Origin of the sequence: Dactylosporangium sp. McL0621, from assembly GCF_049995355.1 — a bacterium.
Lineage (GTDB): Bacteria > Actinomycetota > Actinomycetes > Mycobacteriales > Micromonosporaceae > Dactylosporangium.
The window spans coordinates 11,558,009-11,578,275 of sequence record NZ_CP188259.1; the positions used below are offsets into that span (position 1 = coordinate 11,558,009).

General features: G+C 74.3%; 22 protein-coding genes. 7 read left to right on the plus strand and 15 right to left on the minus strand.

The features are described from left to right. Positions 1-544: 544 nt before the first annotated feature. The 4 genes from ACPPVO_RS54800 to ACPPVO_RS54815 are packed head-to-tail and all read right to left on the minus strand — an operon-like array spanning position 545 to position 4,422. Complete coding sequence (locus tag ACPPVO_RS54800; RefSeq protein ID WP_360385083.1) at positions 545-1,123, minus strand: GTP-binding protein; 579 nt, start codon at positions 1,121-1,123, stop codon at positions 545-547. Continuing rightward, positions 1,104-1,499 (minus strand): DUF742 domain-containing protein, encoded by a 396-nt coding sequence (locus tag ACPPVO_RS54805; RefSeq protein ID WP_426507509.1) that lies wholly within the window; start codon positions 1,497-1,499, stop codon positions 1,104-1,106. Before ACPPVO_RS54805 ends, ACPPVO_RS54800 begins: the two co-directional genes overlap by 20 nt. Next, the gene (locus tag ACPPVO_RS54810) at positions 1,486-1,908 is read right to left on the minus strand and encodes a roadblock/LC7 domain-containing protein (protein ID WP_426507511.1); all 423 of its coding nucleotides are present in this window, start codon (positions 1,906-1,908) and stop codon (positions 1,486-1,488) included. The genes ACPPVO_RS54805 and ACPPVO_RS54810 overlap by 14 nt, the downstream gene beginning before the upstream one ends. After that, positions 1,909-4,422 carry a sensor histidine kinase gene (locus ACPPVO_RS54815; protein WP_426507513.1) on the minus strand — a complete coding sequence of 838 codons (2,514 nt, stop codon included), beginning with the start codon at positions 4,420-4,422 and terminating at the stop codon, positions 1,909-1,911. Positions 4,423-4,592: 170 nt separating this feature from the next. Between ACPPVO_RS54815 and ACPPVO_RS54820 the strand changes: the two genes are divergently transcribed. Then, positions 4,593-4,982, plus strand: coding sequence for a hypothetical protein (locus ACPPVO_RS54820; protein ID WP_426507515.1), 390 nt, complete (start codon positions 4,593-4,595; stop codon positions 4,980-4,982). Between the two features lie 41 nt (positions 4,983-5,023). On the opposite strand, the gene ACPPVO_RS54825 is transcribed toward ACPPVO_RS54820, so the two are convergent. Next, a complete protein-coding gene (locus ACPPVO_RS54825) occupies positions 5,024-6,004 on the minus strand; it encodes a bifunctional heptose 7-phosphate kinase/heptose 1-phosphate adenyltransferase (protein WP_426507517.1) in 981 nt (326 codons plus the stop codon). Between the two features lie 86 nt (positions 6,005-6,090). On the opposite strand from ACPPVO_RS54825, the gene ACPPVO_RS54830 reads away from it, so the two are divergent. Then, positions 6,091-7,206, plus strand: coding sequence for an NAD(P)/FAD-dependent oxidoreductase (locus ACPPVO_RS54830; protein WP_426507518.1), 1,116 nt, complete (start codon positions 6,091-6,093; stop codon positions 7,204-7,206). On the opposite strand, the gene ACPPVO_RS54835 is transcribed toward ACPPVO_RS54830, so the two are convergent. Next, positions 7,195-7,782, minus strand: a complete 588-nt coding sequence (locus ACPPVO_RS54835; RefSeq protein ID WP_426507520.1) for a PadR family transcriptional regulator — start codon at positions 7,780-7,782, stop codon at positions 7,195-7,197. The genes ACPPVO_RS54830 and ACPPVO_RS54835 overlap by 12 nt on opposite strands. Before the next feature lie 56 nt (positions 7,783-7,838). Here ACPPVO_RS54835 and ACPPVO_RS54840 point away from each other — a divergent pair, with 56 nt between their 5' ends. From ACPPVO_RS54840 to rpsT, 5 genes are all read left to right on the plus strand, one after another. Next, on the plus strand, positions 7,839-10,586 hold the full coding sequence (locus ACPPVO_RS54840) for an FtsX-like permease family protein (protein WP_426507522.1): 2,748 nt from the start codon (positions 7,839-7,841) through the stop codon (positions 10,584-10,586). A gap of 5 nt (positions 10,587-10,591) precedes the next feature. Then, positions 10,592-11,356 (plus strand): ABC transporter ATP-binding protein, encoded by a 765-nt coding sequence (locus tag ACPPVO_RS54845; RefSeq protein ID WP_426507524.1) that lies wholly within the window; start codon positions 10,592-10,594, stop codon positions 11,354-11,356. A gap of 357 nt (positions 11,357-11,713) precedes the next feature. Then, positions 11,714-11,983: a sensor histidine kinase gene (locus ACPPVO_RS54850; protein ID WP_426507526.1), complete on the plus strand. Its 270-nt coding sequence runs from the start codon at positions 11,714-11,716 to the stop codon at positions 11,981-11,983. After that, positions 11,984-12,109, plus strand: coding sequence for a hypothetical protein (locus tag ACPPVO_RS54855; protein ID WP_426514951.1), 126 nt, complete (start codon positions 11,984-11,986; stop codon positions 12,107-12,109). Positions 12,110-12,228: 119 nt separating this feature from the next. After that, the gene (gene rpsT, locus ACPPVO_RS54860) at positions 12,229-12,498 is read left to right on the plus strand and encodes a 30S ribosomal protein S20 (RefSeq protein ID WP_426507528.1); all 270 of its coding nucleotides are present in this window, start codon (positions 12,229-12,231) and stop codon (positions 12,496-12,498) included. Positions 12,499-13,055: 557 nt separating this feature from the next. Here the strand turns inward: rpsT and ACPPVO_RS54865 are convergent. The 9 genes from ACPPVO_RS54865 to rsfS all read right to left on the minus strand — a co-directional run bounded on the left by ACPPVO_RS54865 (position 13,056) and on the right by rsfS (position 20,209). Beyond that, complete coding sequence (locus tag ACPPVO_RS54865) at positions 13,056-13,196, minus strand: hypothetical protein (protein ID WP_426507529.1); 141 nt, start codon at positions 13,194-13,196, stop codon at positions 13,056-13,058. Between the two features lie 121 nt (positions 13,197-13,317). Next, positions 13,318-13,608 (minus strand): hypothetical protein, encoded by a 291-nt coding sequence (locus tag ACPPVO_RS54870; protein ID WP_426507531.1) that lies wholly within the window; start codon positions 13,606-13,608, stop codon positions 13,318-13,320. Between the two features lie 150 nt (positions 13,609-13,758). Further along, entirely contained in the window at positions 13,759-14,736 is a 978-nt protein-coding gene (gene holA, locus ACPPVO_RS54875; protein ID WP_426514874.1) for a DNA polymerase III subunit delta, read from the minus strand. Between the two features lie 151 nt (positions 14,737-14,887). Further along, positions 14,888-17,143 carry a ComEC/Rec2 family competence protein gene (locus tag ACPPVO_RS54880; RefSeq protein WP_426507532.1) on the minus strand — a complete coding sequence of 752 codons (2,256 nt, stop codon included), beginning with the start codon at positions 17,141-17,143 and terminating at the stop codon, positions 14,888-14,890. After that, complete coding sequence (locus ACPPVO_RS54885; RefSeq protein ID WP_426507534.1) at positions 17,140-17,766, minus strand: helix-hairpin-helix domain-containing protein; 627 nt, start codon at positions 17,764-17,766, stop codon at positions 17,140-17,142. Before ACPPVO_RS54885 ends, ACPPVO_RS54880 begins: the two co-directional genes overlap by 4 nt. Before the next feature lie 52 nt (positions 17,767-17,818). Continuing rightward, positions 17,819-18,688, minus strand: coding sequence for a DegV family protein (locus tag ACPPVO_RS54890; protein WP_426507536.1), 870 nt, complete (start codon positions 18,686-18,688; stop codon positions 17,819-17,821). 40 nt (positions 18,689-18,728) lie between these two features. Then, entirely contained in the window at positions 18,729-19,109 is a 381-nt protein-coding gene (locus ACPPVO_RS54895) for a hypothetical protein (RefSeq protein WP_426507538.1), read from the minus strand. Positions 19,110-19,229: 120 nt separating this feature from the next. Beyond that, a complete protein-coding gene (locus ACPPVO_RS54900) occupies positions 19,230-19,829 on the minus strand; it encodes a histidine phosphatase family protein (protein ID WP_426507540.1) in 600 nt (199 codons plus the stop codon). After that, positions 19,826-20,209 carry a ribosome silencing factor gene (gene rsfS / locus ACPPVO_RS54905; RefSeq protein ID WP_426507542.1) on the minus strand — a complete coding sequence of 128 codons (384 nt, stop codon included), beginning with the start codon at positions 20,207-20,209 and terminating at the stop codon, positions 19,826-19,828. Before rsfS ends, ACPPVO_RS54900 begins: the two co-directional genes overlap by 4 nt. Positions 20,210-20,267: the final 58 nt, after the last annotated feature.

The following is a 20,267-nucleotide window of genomic DNA, read 5'->3' on the forward strand; positions in this document are numbered from 1 at the left end:
GCACGCGGACGTACTGCCGGCCGATCGCTCGTTCGAGTACGAGGGAAGCGACCTGGCCGGCCTGATGCGCGCGGTGCGGAAGTTCGCCGCGACCCAGCCGGACTGGCGCAGCGCCGTCGACGCCCTCCGGCCCCGGACCGACGAGCTGTGGCGGCGGCTCTCCCCCGACGCCCGGCAGCGGTTCCTGCGCCACGTCGCCGTGTGGTGGGAGGTGCACCGCCACCGGATGCCCCCCGCGTCGGCCGCGCGCGTCGACCGGACCCTGCGCGTGGTCCGCGGTCCGGTCGAGGGCGAGTGGACGGCCGTGGTCAACTGCACCGGCCCCCAGGGCATCGCCGCCACCGAGGTCGGCCGCGCGCTGCTGCGCGACGGCCTGGCCCGGCGCGACGACACCGGCCGCGGCCTCGACGTCGACGAGTGCGGCCGGCTCGTCGGACCGTCGGAGCGGCTGTTCACGATCGGCCCGGCCCGCCGGGGCGCCTGGTGGGAGACGACCGCCGTGCCGGAGATCCGCCGGCAGGCCGAGCGGCTAGCAGGACAGGACCTAAGCCGCGACCTGCTTGAGCGTCATGACGTGCTCGACCAGCGCGATCAGCACGTCCTTGACCGAGCGCCGGTCCCGCGCGTCGCAGAGCACGACCGGCACGTCCGGGTCGAGGTCCAGCGCCTTGGCGATCTGCGCCGCACTGTGCTTCTGCACGCCGTCGAAGCAGTTCACCGCGACCAGGAACGGGGTGGAGCGGCGCTCGAAGTAGTCCACCGACGGGAAGCAGTCGGTCAGCCGGCGGGTGTCGGCCAGCACCACCGCCCCGAGCGCGCCCAGCGCCAGCTCGTCCCACAGGAACCAGAACCGGTCCTGTCCCGGCGTGCCGAACAGGTACAGCACGATGTCCTGGTTGATGCTGATCCGGCCGAAGTCCATGGCCACGGTCGTCGTGCGCTTGCCCTCGACGCCGTGCACGTCGTCGATGCCGACGCCGGCGTTGGTGAGCACCTCCTCTGTCTGGAGGGGGCGGATCTCGCTCACCGCGCTGACGAGCGTGGTCTTGCCGACGCCGAACCCACCCGCGATGAGGATCTTCACCGCGAGGGGAACGTGACCGTCAGAGCGCTCGGAGGCCATTGACAACCGCCTTGAGGATGCGATCGTCGGGCCGCTGCGGCCCGACGGACTGGTCGTACTCCGGTTCGTACATCTCGATCAGCTCCTGCTGCAGCAGATCGCCGAGCAGGACGCGCACAACGCCGAGCGCGAGGTCGAGGTGGGAGGCGAGCTCGGCGACCGACACCGGCTCACTGGTGCGCGCCAGTATCGCGCGCTGCTCGGGCAGGAGGTTCAGCTCGCCCGAGCCGTCGGCCCGGTTCACCACGAAGGCGACCAGGTCGAAGGCGCCGACCGCCGGACGGGCGCGACCGCCCGTCACGGCGTACGGCCGGACTACGGGGCCGGCGTCGGAGTCCATCCAGGCGTGATCACGCTCCGGCTCACCCCGTGGCATCGTGCGAGAGGCCCGGTCGTGACGGTGCGGTGAGGTACTGCCCGACCCTGGTCACCAGCATCGCCATCTCGTAGGCGATCACGCCGATGTCCGAGTCGGCGGCGCTGAGCACCGCCAGGCAGGCCCCCTGCCCGGCGGCGGTGACGAACAGGAACGAGTTGTCCATCTCCACGATGGTCTGGCGGACCGAGCCGCCGTTGAACTGCCGCCCGGCGCTGCGGGCGAGGCTCTGAAAACCGGACGCGACGGCCGAGAGGTGCTCGGCGTCGTCGCGCCCGAGTCCGCTGGACGCGCCCATGAGCAGCCCGTCGGCGGAGAGCACCACGGCGTGCTGCGCCGACTCGACCCGCTCGACGAGATCGTCGAGGAGCCAGTCGAGCTTGCCGGTGCGGCTCGTCGAGTGCGTCACTTATGCGTCCCTTTCCGGTGCGTTCGGGTCGTCGCCGGGCGGGATCTGCCCGGCGTCGCGGCGGCCCTTGGTGAAGCCGGCCTGCAGCGACGTCATCATCGCGCGGGTCTGCTCGGGCGAGCGCCCGCCGACCGAGGTGGTCGCGAACTGGGCCGCGGGGATGCCGTCGACGGTGCGCTCCTCCTCCGTCCGCTCGCGCAGCTGCGGCGCGAGGCTGGCCTGCCGCCGGCGGCGCGGCAGTCCGTCGTCGGTGAGCTCGGCGTCCTCGGGCTCGGATTCGGGTTCGGGTCGGCGGTTCTCGGGGGACACCCGCGGGAGCGGTACTGCCGGGGCCGGTACTGCCGGGGCCGGTACCGCCGGCGTCGGCGCGCCCGGCTGGGGCACGAAGTACTCGACCGGCTGCTCGGCCGCCGACGCGGAGGCCGACGGCGCAGAGGCCGACGGCGTGGCGGCCGGCGACGCGGAGGCGGACGGTGTGGAGGCCAGCGGCGGGACCAGCTCGATCGTCGGGCGCACCACGTCGGCGGCCTCCAGCTCCAGCACCGCCTCCTCGGCCGCCTGGCGCTCCTCGGCCGGCGTCGGCGCGGTCAGCTCGTGCGTGGCCCCGGTGATCAGGTGCGGCGGGATCAGCACGACCGCGGTGATGCCCCCGTACGCCGAGGCGCGCAGGGTGACCCGCACCCCGTGCCGCGCGGCGAGCAGCGCCACCACGAACAGGCCGAGCCGGGCCGAGTTGCCCGGGTCGAACTCCGGCGGCTGGGCCAGCCGGTGGTTGGCCTCCTCGATCGCCTCCGGCGCCATGCCCAGGCCGCGGTCCTCGACCTCGATGGCGTACCCGTTCGGCACCAGCTGCCCGCTGATCTGCACCCGGGTGTGCGGCGGCGAGTACGCGGTGGCGTTCTCGATCACCTCCGCGAGCAGGTGGATGACGTCGGCGACGGCCCGGCCGACCAGCGACGCCTCCGGCAGGGCCAGGAACCCGACCCGCGCGTAGTCCTCGACCTCGGAGACCGCGCCGCGGATCACGTCGACCATCGGCACCGGGTTGCGCCAGCCGCGGCCGGGCGCGGCGCCGGCCAGGATGACCAGGTCCTCGGCGTGGCGGCGCATGCGGGTGGCGAGGTGGTCGACGCGGAAGAGGTCCTCGAGCTCCTCGGGGTCGGTCGTGCGCCGCTCCATGCGGTCGAGCAGGCCGAGCTGGCGGTGCAGCAGGGTCTGGCTGCGCCGGGCGATGTTGAGGAAGACCTCGTTGAGGCCCTGCCGCACCTGGGCCTCCTGCACCGCGGACTGCACGGCGGTGCGCTGCACGGCGCTGAACGCGTTGCCCACCTTGCCGATCTCGTCGGCGCCGTACTCCAGCGGCGGCGCCGCCGTCACCACGTCGATCTTCTCCCCGCGGCGCAGCTGGGCCACCAGCGCCGGCAGGCGCACGTCGGCGAGGTCCTGGGCGTCCTGGCGCAGGCCGACCAGGCGGCGGATGATCGAGCGACCGATGCGGATCGACAGCAGGATCGACAGGACGACGGCGAGGAGTCCGAGCACGCCGGCGCCGACGACGCGCAGCAGGATGCCTGTCGCGACCGGGCCGGCGTCGGCCACGATGACGTCGCCGAAGCGCAGGTCGAAGTTGCGCAGCTGGGCGAAGAGCTTGTCGTAGGCGTCCCGCCAGGCGGCGATGTCGATCGGCAGCCCCGCGCCCGGCCGCGCGTCGGACAGGATCTTGTTCTCCAGGTCCTGGACACGCTTGTACGAGTCGCTGGTGACGATCGGGTCCCAGATCTCCTGGCCGCTGCTGGGCAGGTCGTAGGTCGCGTCGGCGTAGACGTTGCGCTTGGCCCCGATGGTCGCGATCAGGTCGGAGCTCTCGGTGTTCTGGAACCGCCCGGCCGCGGCCACCCCGTTGATCATCGCGTCCTCGCGGGCGAGCTGCTCGCGGCCGCGGCTGGTGGCGATGACGATGCGGGCGTTGCGGGTGAGCTGGGCGTCGCTGACGCCCGGCAGCGAGTCGTACCAGTGGTAGATCGCGTCGATCGGCCAGTTGTAGACGTCCATCGCCTCGGCCCGCGCGATCTGGCCCGAGGTGATCCGGGCCCGGTCGGCCGGGAGCTGGTCGAACTGGTTGATGACCTCGCGCAGGCGGGCCCGGGACACCTCGGGGATCGCGTCCTGGAGGTTGCCGTCGTCGGCCCGGCGGCGGAAGTCGGTGAGCACCTCGTCGACCTTGGCGCGCTGCTCGTTGAGCGCCTTGGTCTCGGGCCGGCCCTCCTGGCGCCCGGTGGCCAGGAACACCTGGGTGAGCATCCGCTCACGCTGCAGCGCGACGATCACGTTCTCGGACGGCTTGCTCGACAGATCGGAGTACGTCTTGCTGTTGAACAGCTCGGCCGCGGCCCCGGTGGTGAGCGACGTCGCGAACACCCACATCACCACGAGCGATGCCAGCGGGGGCAGCAGCAGCGTGATGATCTTGGCGCGGATCGACCAGGTACGGATTCTCCACGAAGGGCTTCTCATGCGGTCGGTTCCTCGCTGGGGTCGCGGGGCAGAGGGGTGGCGCCTCGGGCATGATACGGACAGGTTGGGCCGGAAGTCACCAGCAAGGTCGTCAGGGGTACGAAGCGGTCTAGCCCCTTTTCCCGCCCTTCGACCGGTGTACGGCGGGCGCCGCGGGGCAGCCCGGCGACATGCGACGTGGACGCTGGGTGGTGGCCATCCTGGCCTGGGTGCTGTGCGCGGGCGGGCTGACCGCCCTGGCGCTCAACGCGAGCGTCCAGGGGCGAAAGGCCCTGCTCAAGGCGGCCCGACCGGCCCCGGGCGCGCCCGCGACGCCGTCGCCCTCCCCCTCGCCGGACGCGCCACAGATCCTGCGCACGCCGGGCGGGAACATCGTCGCCGGCTGCGACGGAAGTCAGGTGCGGGTTCGTTACCTCAGCCCCGCCGCCGGATTCCACATCGTGAGCGCCGACCGTGCGCCGGGGCCGCAGTCCCGCGTCACGTTCAAGTCCGACGGCCGCGAGGTCCGGGTGGTCGTGCGCTGCGCCGGGGACGGCCCGCACGCGGACGTCGAGGGTTAGGTCGCACATCGACCACAATTTATCTCATCCGGACCGAAAGGTCATATCGCCCGTTCCAGCAGGCCGAGCCGGTCCGGCACCACCGCGGTACCGACGCCACGGATCGCCATCGAGGCGCAACGCTGTGCGACATCCGCGGCCTCGGCCAGCCCCGCTCCCGCCAGCCGCCCGAGCACGAACCCGGCCAGGTAGGCCCCGCCCGCCCCGGCCGCGTGGGCGACGGGCGCCGGGGGCGCGGCGGTCCCGACCGTCTCCCCGTCGAGGCTGAGCACCGCCGAGCCCTCGGCGTCCAGCGTCACCGCGACGACGGCGGCCCCGGTACGGCGCAGCAGCTGGCCCCGGTCGCGCTCCCGGTCGAACTCCCCCGCCTCCCGGCCGAGCACGCGGGCGGCCTCGCCCCGGTTCGGGGTGACCAGGTCGGGCCCGGTCGGCGCCCACACCGCCAGGTCGTGCGCGTCGACGGCGAAGAGCGGCAGGTCGAGGCGGCGGGCCGCGAGCAGCGCCCGGACCTCGGGCCCGAGCGTGCCGGCGCCGTGGTCGCAGACGACGACCGCGTCCTGGCGCGGCTCGGCGCTCAGGGTCTCGTCCAGCCGGCGCAGGAGCGTCTCGATCGCGACCGGGCTGAGCGCGCCGGTGTCGCCGTCGTCGAAACGGACGAGGATGTACCCGTCGGCGACCACCCGCCGCTTGGTGACCGTACGGCGGCCGACCGCGGTCACCAGCCGGTCGGCCACGCCGGCGTCCCACACGCACGTGCGCAGCCGGGCCCCGGCGTCGTCGTCGCCCACGGCGCCGACGAGCGTGGTCCGCGCGCCGAGCGCGGCGAAGTTGGCCGCGGTGTTGGCCGCGCCGCCACACACCTCGCGGGTGGCGTCCAGGGCGATCACGGGCACGGGGGCCTCCCGGCTCAGCCGGGCCGGGGTGCCGCACAGCCAGCCGTCGAGCAGCGCGTCGCCCACGACCAGCACCGCGGCGTCGCGCCAGCCTTCGGCCAGCGCCGCAAAATTGCCTGAGGTCTGCACCGGCGGCCGCTACCCGGCTGAGCGCGCTTCATTCCCTGCGATATCGGGCCCGGCCCTGCAATGATTGGACAATCGAACGCGCAGACGTGGCGATCATCGGCGGGGGCGTCGCCGGCCTGTCCCTCGCCGCCGAGCTCGCCGAGCTGGATGGCCGGATGGTGGAGCGCTCGGGCGGCCTGCGCCCGGAGCTGCGGATCGTGCTGCTCGAACGGGAGAACCAGTTCGCGTACCACTCGACCGGACGCTCGGTCGCGGCGTTCTCGGAGAGCCTCGGCTCCCCGGAGCAGCGCGCCCTCGCCCGGGCCGCGCGCACCATTCTCGACGCGCTCGGGGCCGAGTCCGGCACGCCGCTGCTGCGGGCCCGGCCGCTCGTCTGGGTCGCCGGCCCCGACCACCTCGGCGCGCTCAACGACCTGCTGACCGCGAACCCCTCCCTGCGCGCCGTCGACCCGGCGGCCGCCCAGACCCTCTGCCCCGCGCTGCGCCCCGAGGCCACGGCCCGCGCCGCGGTGGAGCGCACCGCCCAGGACGTCGACGTGGACGCGCTGCAGCAGCAGTACCGCGACCGCGCGACCGCCGCCGGCGCCGTCCTGCGCACCGCGGTCGGCCTGGAGTCCGGCGTCTGGAACCCGGCCCGCGCGGAGTGGACGGTCACCACCGACCGCGGCGAGCTGACCGTCGCGCGGATCGTCAACGCCGCCGGCGCCTGGGCCGACGCCGTCGCGGCCCGCCTGGAGGTGCCCGTCGCCGGCCTGACCAGCTACCGCCGCACGGTCGCGATCGCGGCCGCGGACGGCATCGGCCCGGGCTGGCCCCTGGTCGTGGACGTGGCGAACCGCTACTACTTCCGCCCGGAGCGCGGCGGCCTGCTGATCTGCGCGGCCGACGAGACCCCGAGCCCGCCCACCGACGCGGTCGCCGCGCCCCAGGACGTGAGCGTGGCCCTGGAGCGCGTGACGGCCGCGACGACGCTGCGGCTCGAGCGGGTGCGCACGAGCTGGGCGGGGCTGCGCACGTTCACCCCCGACCGCAACCCGATCCTGGGCCCCGACCCGAAGCAGGACGGCTTCTACTGGTTCGCGGGCCTCGGCGGCACCGGCATCCAGACCGCCCCGGCCCTCGCGCGCCTGGCCGCGGCCCAGCTGCTGGGCGAGCCGTTCGAGATCCCCGGCCTGCGCGCCGAGGCGCTGCTACCCCGCTGACCGCAGGCGCTCGGCCGCGTCGGCATCGGGGACCGGCGGGGCGGCGGGGAGGGCGCCCGGGGTGCGCAGCAGGGCGCGGTCGGCGTCCTCGACGAAGGACAGGTCCGCCTCCACGTGGCGGGTGGCCGCCGAGAGCAGCAGCGCCACCACCGGGTCCTCCGCCTTGCGCCGCAGGCCGTCGAGGTTGCGCAGCTCGCGCATGAGATAGGTGCGCTGCTGGGTCAGCACCGTCTTCACCGTGTCGGCGTCGCCGGAGCGGGCCGCCGCCGTCACCTTGAGGAAGAAGTCGTCACGGAACCCGCCGCTGCGCGGGGACGCCTCGCCCAGCCAGCGCCGCAGCTCGCCGCGGCCGGCGTCGGTGATCTCGTAGACCACGCGGTCCGGCTTGATCGCCTGGGCGTGCCGCTGCGACACCACCATCCCGTCGCGGGAGAGCCGGTCCAGGATCTGGTACAGGTGGCCGATGTTCAGCGGGCCCCACTGCGGGCCGACCGCCGTCTCGAAGGCGCCCTTGAGCTCGTAGCCGTAACTCGGCCCGTGCGACAGCAGCGACAGCACCGCGTGATGGATCGGCATGCCCCGAGACTCTACCCCCTTGCATTGTCACAATGCAGTAGTCCAGAGTAGGGCACGTGATCCCATTCATCTGGGCGCATCTACGGGGACGCGGCGGCCGGTCGGTGGCGCTCCTGCTCGGCGTGCTCGTGGCCACCACCGGCTTCACCGTGCTCACCGGCGCCACCGACACCGCCCGGCTGCAGGTCACCGGCGAGGTCGACCGCAGCGCCGACGCCGCGTACCAGGTGCTGGTGCGCCCCAAGGGCACCCGCACGCACCTGGAGGACGACCGGCAGAAGGTGCGCCCGAACTCCCTCAGCGGCATCTACGGCGGGATCACCACCGACGAGGCGGCCCGCATCGCCGCCCTCGACGGCGTCGATGTGGCCGCGCCGATCGCCATGGTCGGCTACGCCAACCAGACCCGCTTCGCCTCCGTGGACGTCACCGCCCTGGTCGACCGCACGCTGGACCGCCAGCTCATCCGCGTCGACCGCACGTTCCTGGCCGACCGCGGGCTGAGCAGCGCGCAGGGCCGGGCCGAGTTCCTGTACGTCACCAAGCACCGGCTCGCCTGGCCGAAGATCGACGGGGCCAGCTCGTCGGGCATCCAGTTCAGCGACGGCTCGGTCCGCCCGGGCGCGGAGCTCTGCGACGACTCGCTCGCCGTGCTCGAGGACGGCGCGCCGGTCTGCCAGTGGATCGACATGGGCGAGATGAGCAACCTGATGAGCGACCTGCAGGGCGCCCAGCTCACCATCCTGCAGCTCCTGCCGGACGGCCGGTTCCAGGAGGGCTCGATGGGCGACCACGCCGACCAGGTCGTGACCACGGACACGGCCTCGGTGACGCTGACCTGGAAGACGCCGATGCTGCTCGCCGCCATCGACCCCGCGGCCGAGGCGCGGCTGGTCGGCCTGGACCGGACGCTCACGGCCGGGCAGTACCTCGGCCCCGCCGACTCCCTCGGCCGGGCGCCCGCACCGGTCGACGAGCCCATCGTGCCGGTGCTCTCGGTCGAGCGGCCCTACCCGGACAACAGCCTGCGCATCGGCCTGAGCCGGGTGCCCCTGAGCGCCGCGCCGCCCGGTGACACGCCCCCGCACGCCCTGGCCACGCTCGACGCGATGACGGGCCCGAACCTGGAGACCCGGACGGTGCAGTCACGCCCGCAGGCCGTCGGGGACCTGACCTTCCTCAGCCCGTTCATGCGCGTCGGAGGCGTCGACTACGTCGAGGCCCCGGACGGCTCGCTGAGCGCGGTGCCCGTCGCGAGCAACCCGGAGGCGTGGCGGGTGAAGGACATCGAGGGCGTCCACCTGCCGTGGCAGCTCTACGACACCTCGTACCGCACCGTCGCGCAGTCCAGCAAGCTCGGCTACGCCAAGATCACCGGCGTGTACGACCCGGGCCGGGTGCAGACGTTCGACCCGCTGAGCAAGGTACCGATGGAGACCTACCAGGCCCCCGAGGCCACCGGCGGCGACCAGCGCACCCGCGACCTGCTCGGCGGCGGCGCGCTGCGGCCCAACGGCAACCCGGCCGGCTACCTGGCCACCCCGCCGGCCCTGCTGACCAGCCTCGCCCTGCTCGACCAGCTCTACGAGACGCTCGGGCTGAGCACCGCGCGCAAGGCCCCGGTCTCCGCGGTGCGCGTGCGGGTGGCCGGGGTGCACGGCTTCGACGCGGCCGCGCGGGAGCGGGTGCGGGTCGTCGCCGAGCGCATCGCCGCCGCGACCGGGCTCGACGTCGACATCACGTACGGCTCGTCGCCCCAGCCGCAGGCCGTGGACATCTCGGCGGGCAAGTTCGGCCGCCCGGCGCTGCGGCTGTCGGAGCTGTGGACCCGCAAGGGGGTCGCCGCGGCGATCGTCAGCGCCGTGGACCGCAAGAGCGTCGTGCTGTTCGTCCTGGTACTCGTGGTCTGCGCGCTGTTCCTCACCAACGCGGTCGCGGCCGGGGTCCGCGACCGGCGCACCGAGCTGGCGACGCTCACCGCGCTCGGCTGGCCGGCCCGGCGCGTGTTCGGCGCCGTGCTCGGCGAGGTCGCCGCGATCGGGCTGGTCGCGGGGGCCGGGACGATGCTGCTCGCGGCGCCGCTCGGGTACCTGCTCGACGTGCGCGTGCCGTGGGGGCGGGCGCTGCTGGCGGTACCGATAGCGCTGCTTCTGGCTCTTCTGGCCGGGCTGCTGCCGGCGCTTTCCGCCGCCCGGGCGCGTCCGGCGAAGGGGCTGCGACCCGTCGCGTCCCGGCCGCGGCGGGCCGGGCGTCCGCGCGGGCCGATCGGGCTGGGCCTGCGCAACCTGCTGCGGGTGCCCGGGCGGACCCTGCTCGGCGCGTGCGCGCTGGCGATCGGGATCACCGCGGCCACGGTGCTGGGCGCGATCACCTTCGCCTTCCACGGCGCCATCGTCGGCACGCTGCTGGGCGACGCGGTGTCGCTGCAGGTGCGCTCGGTCGACGCGGTCGCGGTGGCGGCCACGGTACTGCTGGGCGCCCTCGCCGTCGCCGACGTGCTGTACCTCAACGTCCGCGACCGCTCGGCCGAGCTCGCGACGCTGCGCGCCACCGGCTGGACCTCCGGCGCCCTGGGCCGCCTGGTCGCCGCCGAGGGCCTCGGCATCGGCGTGCTCGGCGGCCTGCTCGGGGCCGGGCTCGGCCTCGGCGGCGCGGCCTGGCTGGTCGGCACCGTGACCGCCGGCCTGGTCTGGACCGCGCTCGCCGCGCTCGCGGCCGGCGCGCTGGTGGCCACCGCGGCCGCGATCGTCCCCGCGCTGCTGCTCCAGCGCCTGCCCACCGCCCGCCTGCTCGCCGAGGAGTGACGCGCATGTCTGCCCCTGTTGTTGAACGGCCCGCCGCCGGGGCCGCGCTCGCCGTCACCGGGCTCACCAAGCGCTTCCCGACCGGCGGGCCGGACATCGTCGCCGCCGACGAGCTGACGCTGGAGGTGGCCGCGGGCAGCTTCACCGCCGTCACCGGGCCGAGCGGCTCGGGCAAGTCGACCCTGCTGCACCTGGTCGGGGCGATCGAGTCGGCCGACGCGGGGACGATCGTCGTGGACGGGGTGGACGTGACGGCGCTGCGGCGGCGCCGTCTGAGCGAGTACCGCCGGACGGTCGGCTTCGTGTTTCAGCGGTACCACCTGTTGCCCGCCCTGACCGCCCTGGACAACGTGATCGCCCCGGTCCTGCCGTTCAAGGTCGGGTTCGACAAACGCGCCCGCGCCCGGGAACTGCTCGACGCGGTCGGGCTCGCCGGCCGGGAACGGTCGCTGCCGGCCCAGCTCTCCGGCGGCCAGCAGCAGCGGGTGGCGATCGCCCGGGCGCTCATCGGCTCGCCCCGGCTGCTGCTGGCCGACGAGCCGACGGGCAACCTCGACTCGGCCAACGGCACGCAGATCCTCGACCTGCTGCTGGACCTGCGCGACGAGCGCGGCATGACCGTCCTGCTGGCCACCCACGAGCAGCACATCGCGGCCCGCTGCGACCGGCTGATCCGCCTCGGCGACGGCCGGATCGAGGAGGACATCGACCTGACGTCGGGCGAGCCCCCGGAGTCGACCCTGGCGCGCGCCACCCAGCTGCGGCTTTAGCCGGGTTTTACCCCTTTTCGCGGTACGATCGGATTTACGTGCCTGCGGGTTGAGGGTGGTATGCCGCAGCTTGATACCGGCGTGCTCACGCAGCCCGAACGCCTGCGTGCCCTGCCCCGCGCCCGCCTTCTGCTGAGCTCCTCGTCGGCCCCGGTCGACGGCCTCGTGCGGCTCGCCGCCCGCTCCCGTCGTGGCCCCGGTCGGCCTGCTCACGCTGGTCGACGACGAGCGCATGCACGTCGTCGGCCGGCACGGCCTCCCGCCGGACCTCGAGCGCGTGCACGCCGAGCCGGCCACGAGCTCCTTCTGCCAGTTCGTGGTCAGCGGCAACGAACCTCGACGCCGGCGGGCGGCCGCGTGGAGATCCGCCTGGACAGCGACGTCGCGGGCGTCATTCTGCACGTCGTGGACACCGGGGTCGGAATTCCGGAGGAGGAGCGGTCGCGGCTCTTCGAGCGCTTCTTCCGGGGCTCGAACATCCGCAACCAGGGCGTGCCGGGCACCGGCCTGGGCCTGGCGATCAGCCGCACCGTGGTCGAACGCCACGGCGGCACGATCACGGTCACGGACCACGGCGGGAAGCCGGGCACCACCTTCGTCGTCCGCCTGCCGGCCTACTGCCCCTGAGTGACCCACATCGGCGACCCGGTGATCGTGAAGGGCACCGAGGAGCGCGTGAAGTACGGCGACGGCTGGACGGACTGGGAACTACCCTGGGAGCAGTTGCAGTACCTCAAGGGCAGCGCCCTCTGAGCGGCCCGTTTTGGCTGGCTGCGGGGTGACCTGGTAGCCTGATTCATCGCGCTAGGTGACGCGCCGTCGTGCCGTGCGCTCAAGGAATCCAACCCGAGCTATCAAGACGAGGCTGTCGCGTGGCGAACATCAAGTCCCAGATCAAGCGCAACCGGCAGAACGAGAAGCGCCGCCTGCGCAACAAGTCGGTGAAGTCGTCGCTGAAGACGGCCATCCGCAAGTTCCACGAGGCGAGCGCCGCGGGCGACAACGAGACCGCCGCCACGCTGCTGCGTGACGCTTCCCGCAAGCTGGACAAGGCCGCCAGCAAGGGCGTGATCCACAAGAACCAGGCCGCCAACCGCAAGTCGGCGATCACCAAGAAGCTGCACGACCTGACGTCCGCCTGACTTTTCGCGGACCGCAGTTTCAGCCCTGCGAAAAGCGCCGCCCACAGCCGTGGGGCGGCGCTTTCGCCGTGCCCTGATGCGGATGCCCGGCTCGGTCGTCAGCCCGGCACGTCAATCGGCGACAAGGCGTCCGCCGTCCGTCTGTTCAAGGGCCCATGCGGGTGCGATCGGCCTCCGGATTCCCCACCTCCGGCCCGGGGGACGGCCTGACGTGTTCGCCGGGCAGACGACCCTGCTGCATGGCCACGGCCCCCTCCGCGGCGCTCCCCCGCCGGCCCCGACGGCCACGGCCCCAACCGCGCACGCCGGCCTCCCTCCGCGGCACTCGCCCAGCGACCCCGATGGCCACGGCCCCCACCGCGCACGCCGCGGCCCCCTCCGCGGCACTCCCCCGGCGGCCTCGATCGCGGCAGCAAAAAAGTGGCCTTGGAACACCGGGGAGACGAATCTCGCCGGCCCTCCAAGGCCACATCCACCGGCACTCACGCGCCGGATAAATCGGATTTACCGGTTACCTGCCGACCCTCAAGACGGGCCGGCGTCACAAAACTCCGAACTCAGGCGAACCGCCCCTGGTTGATCCCGCCGGTACGCTGCCGCGCCATCTCGTCCTCCGACCGCCAGCCCCGGTCCGCATGCCGCCCGGTCGTGAAGTGCCCCGACGTGACGTTGCCGTCCCGGTGGCTGCTGGCGCGCATGCCGCCCGGTCGTCTCCCGGTTCAGCGGCCGCGTGTCGTCCCGCGTGTGCGCCCCGGTCTCCGGCTCCTCGTCGTACCGCCGGTGCTCCCCAGAGCCGCTGTCGTACCCGGCGCCGTTGTCCTACCCGGCGCGGTAGGCCTCCCCGCGCGCCGCCAGGTCGCGAGCCGCCTGCTCCCGTCCGCCGCCCCGCGCGGAGGCATCCTGCACCGCCCGGTCACTCGATCCCGAGGGGTGCAGTGGCCGCGAGCGCTGGAAGCCGTGCGAGTCCGTGTCGGTCCATTGCTCCGCGGACGCCTCCAGCGCCGCGGCCGGAACGGGCGCCGGCTGCTCGTCCGAGGCGGGCGAGATCCCGTACCGGGCGTCGACGACCTCGTCGTCCACCGCATGCCGCGCGGCGTCCTTGGGCGGCACGGAGATCTTGTTCCGCCAGCGCCAGCAGCACCCCGGCGGCGATCATGCACTCGAGCAGCAGGAAACTCACGAACCCGCCCACGTGCAGGTGCCGAAGCCGCAGCGCACGTACGTAGAGCGGTGCCTGTTGCGCGAACCCGTTGCTCGTCGTCATCGTCCTATACCTCCACCGCGCGCAGCGACCACTGCGAACACCGCCCGCTCGAGCGCATAGCCGCGGTCATCAGATCCACCCTTCACGGCGGCGTTGCACTCTGCAGCCGCTCGCATGGCATCAACGAGCGCCTCGGCCGTCCAGCCACGGGCTTGGCGCTGCGCGCGTTCGACCTTCCACGGAGGCATTCCCAAACTTCCGGCGAGTTGATATGCGTTGCCCTTGCCGGCGGCGGCCACCCGGGCGACGGTCCGGACCCCGTCGGCGATGGCGTCGGCGATCGGCACGGGGTCGACGCCGATGTGCAGCGCCCACCGCAGCGCCTCCAGCGCCGCGGCCGTGTCGCCGACCATCACGGCGTCGGCGACGGTGAAGCCGGACACCTCGGCGCGGCCCTTGTAGTACTGCGCGACGGTCTTCACGTCGATGCGCCCGCCGGTGTCGGCGACGAGCTGCGAGCAGGCCGCGACGATCTCACGCAGGTCGTTGCCGACCGCCGCGAGCAGCGCCTCGGCCACGTCGTCGCCGATCTTGCCGCCCTGCCGCCGGATCTCGTTGCGCACGAAGTCGACCCGCTCGCGGTGCTTGCCGATCTTCGGAGCGGGCACGACGTCGGCGCCGGCCGCCTTCATCGCGTCGGCGAGCGCCTTGCCCTTGGCCCCGCCGGCGTGGGTGACCACGAGCACCACGTCGTCCTCGGGCGCCTTCGCGTACGCCGTCAGCGCCGCCACCACGTCCTTCTTCGCGTCCTGCCCGTCGACCACGACGATGACCCGCCGCCCGCCGAACAGCGACGGGCTCAGCATCTCGGCCAGCTCCCCGGCGACGAGCTCCCCGCCGGGCCGTTGCCGCACCTCGGTGTCGGGCTCCTCGGCCTTGGCGGCGGCGATGGTCTCGGCAACGGCGCGGGAGACGAGCAGCTCCTCGTCGCCGATCACCAGGCGAAGGTGCGGAAGATTCGACACGCGGCCCATCGTGTCACGCACGGCGGCCCACCACGGCGAGCCGCCCGGAGCCGTCGCGACGGCGACCGCGTCACGCACGGCGGCCCACCACGGCGACCCGCCTACAGCCACCGCGTCACGCACGGCGAGCCGCCCGGCGACAGTCGCGACCGCCACCGAGTCACCCACGGCGGGCCGTCACGGCGAGCCGCCCCGAGCCGTCGCGCACCACGGCCAGGTCGCCCTGCTGATCGGTACGCATGACTCGCGCCCCGCCGCGCGCCAGCCGCGCCAGCACGACCGGGCTCGGATGCCCGTAGTCGTTGCCGACCCCGACGCTGACCAGCGCGACCCGCGGCCGCACCGCCGCCAGGAACTCCTCGGACTGGTACGCAGACCCGTGGTGCGCGACCTTGAGCACGTCGGCCCGCAGGTCCGACGGCAGCAGGCTGAGCTGCTCCTCCGTCTCCGCGTCCCCGGTCAGCAGGATGCGGAACCCGGCGGACGTCACCGCCAGCACGAGCGAGTTGTTGTTCGGGTCCGACCGGGTGCCGGTCAGCGGCCGCACCGGCCCGAGCACCTCGATCCGCAGCGAACCCACGACCAGCGCCGACCCGGGCGCCGCCGCCGTCGCCCGGATGCCGCGCGCCAGCACCGCCGAGCGGGCCGCGGCCGGCTCCGCGAAGGCCGGCGCCAGCAGGCCGTCGACCACCCGGCCGCGCAGCACCCCGTCGAGGCCGCCGACGTGGTCGGCGTGGAAGTGGCTGATGACGAGCAGCGGTACCCGCCGCACGCCCAGCCGCCGCAGGCACGCGTCGACCGGGTCGGGCTCCGGGCCGGCGTCGACGACCACGGCCGCGCCGGGCCCGGCCGCCACCGCGAGCGCGTCGCCCTGCCCGACGTCGCAGGCCACGACGAGCCACCCGCGCGGCGGCCAGGCGGCGGCGAGGAAGCGCACGGGCACGGCCCCGAGCACGGCGGCGACCGCCGCGACGAGCACCCAGCGCCGCACGACGGGCCACCGGAACCCGACGAGCAGGGCGGCGAGCAGCGCCCCGAGCAGCAGCCCGCCGGCCGCCCCGCCGGGCCACGGCAGCAGCCCGTCGGGCACGCCGGCGCCGCGATGGGCGACCGCCACGAGCCAGCGGGCCGGCCAGGAGGCGACCCAGGCCGCGAAGGCCGCCACGGACGGCAGGACGGGCGACAGTACCGCGGCCAGAATCCCGGCGATGGTGGCCGGCGCGACCGCGGGCGCCGCGAGCAGGTTGGCCGGGATCGCGGTCAGGCTGACGCTCGCCGAGATCGCCGCGATCACGGGTGCGCACGCCGCCTGGGCCGCGGCCGGCACGGCGAGCGCCTCGGCCGCCACCCGCGGCCATCCCCGCCGCCGCAGCGCCTCGGTCCAGCGGGGCGCGATGAGCACCAGGCCGCCGGTGGCCAGCACCGACAGCGCGAACCCGGCGTCCACGGCCAGCTCCGGGTCGAACACGACCAGCCCGAGCACCCCGGCCGCGAGGGCCGGCACCGCCGCCCGCGGCCGGCCCAGCGCGAGCGCGACGAGCGCCAGCCCGCCCATGGCCGCGGCCCGCAGCACGCTGGGCGAGGGCCGCACGAGCACCACGAACCCGGCCAGCGCCAGCACGCACACGAGCGCCGCCACCCGCGGTCCGGCCCGGCACCACCGCACGAGGGCGAGCACCAGCCCGACGACGATCGCGAGGTTGGCCCCGGACACGGCGGTCAGGTGGGTGAGCCCGGTCGTCTTGAAGTCGTCGGCCAGCGCCGGATCGAGCCGGCTGGTGTCGCCGACCACGAGTCCGGGCAGCAGCCCGCCCGGCTCGGCCGGCAGCCCCCGGCAGGCCCGCTGCAGCCCCGCCCGCAGGACGCCGGCCCCCCGCTGCACCCACGGCGCGGCCCCGACCAGCTGCGGCCCGGAGTCCACGGACAGCAGCGCGGCCCGCAGGTCTCCGCCGTCGGGCGGCGACAGCCGGGCCGGCGCGACGGCGTGCTGCCCCGGCAGGAGCCCGAGCCACCCCCGATCGCGGGCGAGCACCAGCACCCGGGCCGAGATCGCGATCCGCCGGTCGTCGACGGCGACCCAGTCGAGCCGCGCGGGCACCACGACCGTGGACCTCCGCCCGAGCCGCGGGTCGTCGGTGATCTCCAGTCCGACCCGCACGGTCGCGTGCCGCGCGGCGAGCCCCCGCAGCGGCTCGGCGTCGCGCTCCCCCACCCGGGCCGCGGTGGCCGCCGCACCGCACGCCACCCCGGCCGCCACGGCGGCGACGATCCACCGCGAGCCGCGAAACATCGCGGCCACCACCAGCAGCGCGACCAGAGCCAGCGCCCAGCCGCCCCGCGCGGGCAGGAACAGCGAGCCGATCGCCGCGCACCAGCACCCCAGCGCCGCCCCGACCAGGCGCAGGTCGGCGCTCATACCGTGACCTTGTCCTTGAGCTGCGCGAACTTGGCGTCGCCGATGCCCTCGACCTGCCGCAGGTCGGTGATCGCCCGGAAGCCGCCGTGCGCCTCCCGGTACTCCACGATCCGCTCCGCCAGCACCTCCCCGATCCCGGGCAGCTTCTGCAGGTCGGCGACCGAGGCGTTGTTGAGGTTCACCAGGCCGGACCCGGGGCCGGCGGCAACGGCCGGCACCCCGACGGCGATCATCTCCCCGTCGACGACCTTGCGCGCCAGGTTGAGGCCCGTGATGTCCGTCCCCGGCAGGATCCCGCCCGCCGCCTCCACGGCATCCGCGACCCGCGACCCCGCGGGCAGCCGCACGAGCCCGGGGCGCTGGACCTTCCCGGCGACGGACACGACGAGCAGGGCCGGCGCCGAGGGCGGGCCGGAGACCTCGACGGCGGCGGAAGGCGCCGCGGTCACGTGCGGCCGCGAGAACCAGACCAGCCCGGCCGAGATGCACACCACGACCCCGGCCACGACCAGCAGCACCCGCACCCCGCGCCGCCCCGGATCGAAGGCGGCGATGGGTCTTCGGCGCTCCCGGAAGGTTTCGTCCCAGGGATATTCGTCGTCTGGAGGGAGCTCGGTAACCATGCCAGGGAGGCTAGGCCGACCCGGAGAGGCCCGCGGACCCCCTGTGGATAACTCAGGAAACCCTGTGGATAACCGCCGCGACCATGCCCGGCCCGACGTGGGCCCCGACGACGGCGCCGACCTCGGTGAGGTACGCCCCGCGCAGCCGCTCCCCGAGGCGCTCCTTGAGCGTCGTGAGCAGCGCGTCGGCCCGGTCCGGGGCGGCGAGGTGGTGCACCGCGACGTCGACGTCGGACGTGCCGGCCGACTCCACGGCGATGTCGGCCAGCCGGGCCAGGGCGCGGCTCGCCGTGCGTACCTTCTCGCGCACCACGACGCCCTGGTCGGTGGTGTGCAGGATCGGCTTCACCGACAGCGCGGTGCCCAGCAGCGCCGCCGCCGCGCCGATCCTGCCGCCGCGGCGCAGGAACTCCAGCGTGTCGACGTAGAAGAGGGTGGTAGTACGCGCCGCCGCCGCCTCCGTCGCCGCGCGCACCTCGGCGAGCGTGCCCCCGGCCGCGGCCGCGTCGGCGGCGGCGAGCGCGGGGAAGCCGAGGCCCATCCCGGTCGACTCGGTGTCGATGACCTCGACCCGGCCGTCGAAGTCCGCGGCGGCCAGGGTCGCGGCGTCGTACGTGCCCGAGAGCCGCGCCGACAGGTGCACGGACAGCACGGCCTGGGCGCCGTCGTCGAACAGCTTGCGGTACACCTGGGCAAATGCCTCCGGCGACGGCCGTGACGTGGTGACTGCGACCCGCCGGGCGCTCAGCGCCTCGGCGACCGTGGCGGAGTCGATGTCGACGGTCTCGAGGCCCGGCACGCCGTTGACGACCACGGCGAGCGGCACGACGGTGAGCCCGCCGCCGGCGGTGGTGGCCGGCAGCGGCGGCAGATATGCGGTCGAGTCGGTGACCACGGCGACGGCGGGGTGCGGGCGGGTCATGACCGCACGGTAGCGGATCGCCCCGCCGGCCTGGAATCCGTCAGTTCTCCACCCTGCTCACGCGGAACGGCGTGCCCTGCTGGCAGGTGCTCATGAGCTCGGGCTCGGGCGTGCCGTAGACGGTAAGCGTCGCCCCGCTCTTCAGCGCCGCCCGGTCGCCGCCGACGAGCAGGTAGGTCTGCTTGTCGGTGGTCAGCAGCATGCACCCGGGCTCGACGCCGTCCTTGACGGTGCCGCGCACCGAGATGAGCGGCTGGGGAGAGCCCAGGGTCAGCGACGGGTGCGCGGACGGGACGACGGCCGAGGGCGCCGGCGGCACGATGGACGGCGGCGGCGCCGTGACCGGCTCCGCCGTCGAAGCACATCCGGCGAGCCCGGCCACGGCCAGCCCCGCCCCGACGATCAGCGTTACGAACCTCATGACACCTTCGACGCTAGACCCAGCCCGACGGTTCCGGACCGGTTACGGCAGGTTGTGGGCATCCGGCAACGCGAGACCCAGCCCGACGGTTCCGAGCCGGTTACGGCAGGTTGTGGGCGTCTACGGCAGGTTGTGGGCGTCCAGCATCCAGCCACGCACCGGATCGTGCCGCAGGTGGGTGCGGTGGCAGTTGTGCAGCGCCCCGAGCATCGGCGCGTACAGCAGCGGCCAGCCCAGCAGCGCCACGGTCGCGAACCGCGCCGCCGCCCCGTGCGTCGCGACCACGATCACCGCGCCGGGCCCGGCCGCGTCGGCCGTCTCCTGGATCGCGGCGGCCATCCGCTTCGCCACCGCGTCGATCTCCTCGACGCCGGCGTCGTCGACCTCCTCGCCGCGCCGCCACCGGGCGAACGCCTCCGGCCACCGCGTGGTCGCCTCGGGGTGCGTGAGCCCCTCCCACTCCCCGAACCCGCGCTCGCGCAGCCGCGGGTCGTAGGCGGGGGTGAGCCCGGTGATCGCGGCCAGCGCGCCGGCCGTGGTCGAGGCCCGCTGCAGGTCACTGGAGACGAGCACGGTCGGCCGCAGCGCGGCCAGCCGCGGCGCGCTCTCGGCGGCCTGCTCGACCCCGACCGCGGACAGCGGCGTGTCGGTCTGGCCCTGAATCCGCCGGGCCGCGTTCCACTCCGTCTGGCCGTGCCGCCACAGGACGAGCAGCGTCATGCGGTCGCGGGAAGATCGCGATCGACGAACTCGATCTGCGGGCAGTCCTTCCACAGCCGGTCCAGGGAGTAGAACTCGCGCTCCTCGGTGTGCTGCACGTGCACCACGATGTCGACGTAGTCCAGCAGCACCCACCGCCCTCCGCGCTCCCCTTCGCGCCGCACCGGCTTGGCCTTCTCCGGCAGCAGCGCGAGCTGCTCCTCGATGGCGTCGACGATCGACAGGACCTGTCGCTCGTTCGGCGCGGAGGCCAGCAGGAACGCGTCGGTGATCACCAGCTGGTCGGCCACGTCGAGGATCACGATGTCCTCGGCCTTCTTGTCGGCCGCCGCCTGCGCGGCGGTGAGCGCCAGCTCGCGGGCACGGTCAGTGGCGGGCACCGGTCTCCCTTCGTAGAACCGTCCCGGCCAGTTTCACCGGGCTTGTTCCAGCCTCTCA

Coding starts and splice junctions, on each gene's coding strand:
- ACPPVO_RS54800 (WP_360385083.1), bottom strand. CDS start 1,123: ATGGCCTCCGAGCGCTCTGACGGTCACGTTCCCCTCGCGGTGAAGATC.
- ACPPVO_RS54805 (WP_426507509.1), bottom strand. CDS start 1,499: ATGCCACGGGGTGAGCCGGAGCGTGATCACGCCTGGATGGACTCCGAC.
- ACPPVO_RS54815 (WP_426507513.1), bottom strand. CDS start 4,422: ATGAGAAGCCCTTCGTGGAGAATCCGTACCTGGTCGATCCGCGCCAAG.
- ACPPVO_RS54820 (WP_426507515.1), top strand. CDS start 4,593: ATGCGACGTGGACGCTGGGTGGTGGCCATCCTGGCCTGGGTGCTGTGC.
- ACPPVO_RS54835 (WP_426507520.1), bottom strand. CDS start 7,782: ATGCCGATCCATCACGCGGTGCTGTCGCTGCTGTCGCACGGGCCGAGT.
- ACPPVO_RS54845 (WP_426507524.1), top strand. CDS start 10,592: ATGTCTGCCCCTGTTGTTGAACGGCCCGCCGCCGGGGCCGCGCTCGCC.
- ACPPVO_RS54865 (WP_426507529.1), bottom strand. CDS start 13,196: ATGCGCGCCAGCAGCCACCGGGACGGCAACGTCACGTCGGGGCACTTC.
- holA (WP_426514874.1), bottom strand. CDS start 14,736: ATGGGCCGCGTGTCGAATCTTCCGCACCTTCGCCTGGTGATCGGCGAC.
- ACPPVO_RS54880 (WP_426507532.1), bottom strand. CDS start 17,143: ATGAGCGCCGACCTGCGCCTGGTCGGGGCGGCGCTGGGGTGCTGGTGC.
- ACPPVO_RS54885 (WP_426507534.1), bottom strand. CDS start 17,766: ATGGTTACCGAGCTCCCTCCAGACGACGAATATCCCTGGGACGAAACC.
- ACPPVO_RS54890 (WP_426507536.1), bottom strand. CDS start 18,688: ATGACCCGCCCGCACCCCGCCGTCGCCGTGGTCACCGACTCGACCGCA.
- ACPPVO_RS54895 (WP_426507538.1), bottom strand. CDS start 19,109: ATGAGGTTCGTAACGCTGATCGTCGGGGCGGGGCTGGCCGTGGCCGGG.
- ACPPVO_RS54900 (WP_426507540.1), bottom strand. CDS start 19,829: ATGACGCTGCTCGTCCTGTGGCGGCACGGCCAGACGGAGTGGAACGCG.